Genomic DNA, 3,883 nt, shown 5'->3' on the forward strand with positions numbered 1-3,883 from the left:
GGGCCGGGTGGAGAGCGTGGCGCGGGTGGGGGCGCTGCGGTAGAGGCGGCCGGTCCGGGCGCCCGCGCGGCACGGACCGGCCCCTTCCGGTGGGCTGCCCGCCCGGTGCCCGGGCGGAGCGGGGGACGAGAAACCCGCCGCACGACCCTGTTGCCCGCTCGTACTCGTCAGTACATTGACGCCATGTCTAATACGCAGCAGGGGCGGCCCGCACCGGCCGCGATCGAGTCCGAGCGGACGGGGCTCAAGGCCCGCAAGGTGGCCTTCGAGTGGGACGGCACCCCGCTCCACTGGGTCCCGGGCGACCCGTTCACCTCGCACACCATCAACGTGCTGCACCTGCTGCTCCCGGCCGGCGAGCGCTGGTTCGTGCACGTCTACAAGCAGGTGCTGCCGTACATCCGCGACGAGCGCCTGCGCGAGGACGTCATCGGCTTCATCGGCCAGGAGGCCATGCACTCCCAGGCCCACGACGACGTGCTGCCGCACCTGAGGAAACTCGGGCTCGACCCGACGCCGTACACCGCGCAGGTCGACTGGCTCTTCGAGAAGCTCCTCGGCGACCGCACCCTGCCGCCCGGCCGGGCCAGGAAGTGGTGGCTGATGGAACGGGTCGCGATCATCGCCGCCATCGAGCACTACACCGCGTTCCTCGGCGACTGGGTGCTCAACGCCCGCGAACTCGACCGGCGCGGCGCCGACCCCACCATGCTCGACCTGCTGCGCTGGCACGGGGCGGAGGAGGTCGAGCACCGCTCGGTCGCCTTCGAGCTCTTCATGCACGTCGACGGCGGCTACCGGCGCCGGGTCAGGACCTGGGCGACCGCGTTCACGGCGCTGGTCTTCCTCTGGCAGCGCGGCTCGCGGTTCTTCATGGAGAACGATCCGACCCTCCTGGAGGGCCGGGCCACCGTCCGGGACCTCGTACGCCGCGGCCGCGAGGGCGTGCTGCCCGCGACCGGGGACATCATCCGCTCCGTCCCCCGCTACCTGAGCCGTACGTACCACCCCTCGCAGGAGGCCAGCACCGCCCAGGCCGTCGCCTACCTCGCGAACTCCCCGGCCGCCACCGGCCGGACCGCCACCCCCGGAGGTGCCTGAGATGCCCCGCGTCAGCACGATCGTCCTGGCCACGGGCGCCGCTCTGCTGGCCCGGCGGGCCCTGCGCCGCCGCATCCGGCGCTCCCCGCTGTGGCCGATGCCCGCCCTGGAGAACCCCGTCTCCGGCACCCGCGCCGCCCGCTCCCCCTCCGCCCTGCGGCTGCTCGTCACCGGCCGCACGGCACCGGCCGACGGCGTCGTCGAGCTGCGCCTGGAGGCACTGGACACGGCGGACCTCCCCGCCTGGGCGCCCGGCGCGCACGTCGACCTGGTGCTGCCCTCCGGCCTGGTGCGCCAGTACTCGCTGTGCGGCGATCCGGCCGACCGCGGCACGTACACCCTCGCCACCCGGCTCGTCGAGGACGGCAGGGGCGGCTCCCGCGAGGTGCACGAACAGCTCCACGAGGGCACGAAGGTGGAGGTCCGCGGCCCCCGCAACCGCTTCGCGCTCACCGACGCCCCCGCCTACGTCTTCGTCGCGGGCGGCATCGGCATCACCCCCGTCCTGCCCATGCTGCGCGCCGCCGAGGCCGCCGGGGCGGACTGGAAGCTGCTGTACGGCGGCCGCTGCCGCGCCTCGATGCCGTACCTCGACGCGATCGGGGAGCTGGCCGCGCCGGAGCGTGTCACGATCGTCGCCGAGGACGAGGCCGGCCTGCCCGACGTGGCGGCCGCCCTCGCCGGCGCCGGCGAGGGCACCGCCGTCTACTGCTGCGGCCCCGAGCCCCTGATGGCCGCCGTGACCGAGGCGCTCCCGGCCGGCTGCACCCTGCACCTGGAGCGCTTCGCGCCGGGCGCCCCCGCCGGCGGCGGGGCCTTCGAGGTCGAACTGCGCCGCACCGGCCGCACCGTGACCGTCCCGGCGGACGGCACGGTCCTGGCCGCGGTCCGCCCCGAGGTCCCGAACGTCTCGTACTCGTGCGAGCAGGGTTTCTGCGGTACCTGCCAACAACGCGTCCTGGAGGGCGACATCGACCACCGCGACGAGCTGCTGACCGACTCGGAGCGCGACGACTCGATGCTGATCTGCGTCTCCCGGGCGTACGGAGAGCGCCTGGTCCTGGATATGTGACCGGTGGCGGCGGCTACGCTGCTCGTATGACGACCGGGGTGCGCCGAAGAATGGGCGTCGAGGAACGCAGGCAGCAGCTGATCAGCGTCGCACTGGAGCTGTTCAGCCACCGCTCGCCCGAAGACGTGTCGATCGACGAGATAGCGGCCGCCGCGGGCATCTCGCGGCCGCTCGTGTACCACTACTTCCCCGGCAAGCAGAGCCTGTACGAGGCCGCGCTGCGGCGGGCGGCCGACGAGCTCGCCGGGCGGTTCGTCGAGCCGCGCGAAGGGCCGCTCGGCGCACGGCTGTTGCGGGTGATGGGCCGCTTCTTCGACTTCGTCGACGACCACGGCCCCGGCTTCTCCGCGCTGATGCGCGGCGGCCCCGCGGTCGGTTCGTCGACGACGAACGCCATGATCGACGAGGTGCGCCAGGCGGCGTACGAGCAGATCCTCGCGCACCTCGGCATCACCGACCCCCCGGCCCGGCTGGCGATGGTCGTCCGGTCGTGGGTGTCGCTCGCGGAGTCGACGGCGCTGATCTGGCTGGACGGGCGGGAGATCCCGCGCGCCGAGCTGGAACTCCAGCTGGTGCACGACTTCGCGGCCCTGGCGGCGGTGAGCGCGGCGTACGACGAGGAGATGGCCCGCGTGCTGCTGGACATCCTCGCCCTGGAGCCGGCCGACGGGCTGTTCGCGGACCTGATCGTGCGGCTGGCCGCGCTGACGCCCGGGGCGGCGCCGGACGCCGTGCCCGGTCAGCGGCCCGCGTCGCCGTAGTGGACGGTGACCTCCTCGAAACCGAGTGAGCGCAGCAGGCCCTGGAGCATGCTGGTGGTGTTCTTCTCGGCGCGGGCGGTCAGCTCGCTCTCCTCGGCGGCCTCGCCGATGTGCCGGGCGGCGAGGCGGTTGACGGCGCGCTCGTCGGCCGGGTTGTCGGAGAAGAGGTCGCCGAGCCGGTCGAGCAGCCCGCGTTCCTTGGACACGGCGTACGAACGGTCCGGGTCCAGTGCCGGCTTGCCGAGCCGCGCGTGCGGCAGGCGCAGGGTGGCGGCGGTGCGGTCCTCGTTCACGGTGACCTGCCCCTTGCCCACCTTGCCGAGGTCGACGTACGCGCCCACCGTGCCGGCGCCGACGAACAGCGTGCGGGTGCCGCGCACGGCGTCCGGGAGGAACTTGGCGTCCTTCTCCAGGTCGACGACGACCTGGAAGTTGCCGGACGCCGCCTCGTAACGGCTCATGTCCTGGATGGACTTCAGCAGGGCGGGGCCGGACCGGTCGTGGGTCTCCTCGCCGAAGAAGTCGTCGAAGCCCGGCAGCAGGCTGAGCCTGCTGCCGGCGAACAGCAGCGCCACCACGACCGCGAGCACGCCCGCCACCTTGGCCCAGCCGGGCAGACCGGTGCGGCGCGGGGACTTGCCGGGCCGCCGCTGTGCGGCGTCGGTGAGAGTCATACGGTACGGATTCCCCCGTACCCCTTGGTCACTCGGCCTGCGGTACGGGTGCGGCCGATGTCCGCGGGCGGCGGCCCCCTTACGGTGATCCGCATGACGACACACGTGCGCTTGCGCAGGGCCGACGCGCAGGGCGGCGCGGACCTCGCCCGGCTGGTCGCCCTCTACGGCGGTGCCGCCCGGTGGATGCGGAGCCGGGGCATCGTGCAGTGGCAGCCGGGCGGGAAGGACGAGGAGCACTTCCGGCTGCGGATGAAGGAGGGGGAGGTGTGGCT

4 protein-coding genes and 1 pseudogene are annotated in these 3,883 nt (G+C 73.6%); 4 read left to right on the top strand and 1 reads right to left on the bottom strand.

From position 1 onward, the window contains the following. Positions 1 to 183: 183 nt before the first annotated feature. The 3 genes from E2E34_RS32340 to E2E34_RS32350 are packed head-to-tail and all read left to right on the top strand — an operon-like array spanning position 184 to position 2,934. Positions 184 to 1,101 carry a metal-dependent hydrolase gene (locus E2E34_RS32340; RefSeq protein WP_138905404.1) on the top strand — a complete coding sequence of 306 codons (918 nt, stop codon included), beginning with the start codon at positions 184 to 186 and terminating at the stop codon, positions 1,099 to 1,101. A 1-nt stretch (position 1,102) separates the two neighbouring features. After that, on the top strand, positions 1,103 to 2,173 hold the full coding sequence (locus E2E34_RS32345; protein ID WP_138905405.1) for a PDR/VanB family oxidoreductase: 1,071 nt from the start codon (positions 1,103 to 1,105) through the stop codon (positions 2,171 to 2,173). A gap of 26 nt (positions 2,174 to 2,199) precedes the next feature. Beyond that, the gene (locus E2E34_RS32350; RefSeq protein WP_138905406.1) at positions 2,200 to 2,934 is read left to right on the top strand and encodes a TetR/AcrR family transcriptional regulator; all 735 of its coding nucleotides are present in this window, start codon (positions 2,200 to 2,202) and stop codon (positions 2,932 to 2,934) included. Here the strand turns inward: E2E34_RS32350 and E2E34_RS32355 are convergent. After that, positions 2,913 to 3,608 (bottom strand): DUF4230 domain-containing protein, encoded by a 696-nt coding sequence (locus tag E2E34_RS32355; RefSeq protein WP_138905407.1) that lies wholly within the window; start codon positions 3,606 to 3,608, stop codon positions 2,913 to 2,915. The genes E2E34_RS32350 and E2E34_RS32355 overlap by 22 nt on opposite strands. A gap of 93 nt (positions 3,609 to 3,701) precedes the next feature. Between E2E34_RS32355 and E2E34_RS32360 the strand changes: the two are divergent. Next, a pseudogene (locus tag E2E34_RS32360) lies at positions 3,702 to 3,883 on the top strand (GNAT family N-acetyltransferase); the annotation flags it as partial.

Source organism: Streptomyces albidochromogenes (assembly GCF_005981925.1).
Lineage (GTDB): Bacteria > Actinomycetota > Actinomycetes > Streptomycetales > Streptomycetaceae > Streptomyces > Streptomyces albidochromogenes.

Bases quoted from the DNA above. Each gene is read 5' to 3' on its own strand.
- E2E34_RS32340 (WP_138905404.1), top strand. From the start codon at position 184: ATGTCTAATACGCAGCAGGGGCGGCCCGCACCGGCCGCGATCGAGTCC.
- E2E34_RS32345 (WP_138905405.1), top strand. From the start codon at position 1,103: ATGCCCCGCGTCAGCACGATCGTCCTGGCCACGGGCGCCGCTCTGCTG.
- E2E34_RS32350 (WP_138905406.1), top strand. From the start codon at position 2,200: ATGACGACCGGGGTGCGCCGAAGAATGGGCGTCGAGGAACGCAGGCAG.
- E2E34_RS32355 (WP_138905407.1), bottom strand. From the start codon at position 3,608: ATGACTCTCACCGACGCCGCACAGCGGCGGCCCGGCAAGTCCCCGCGC.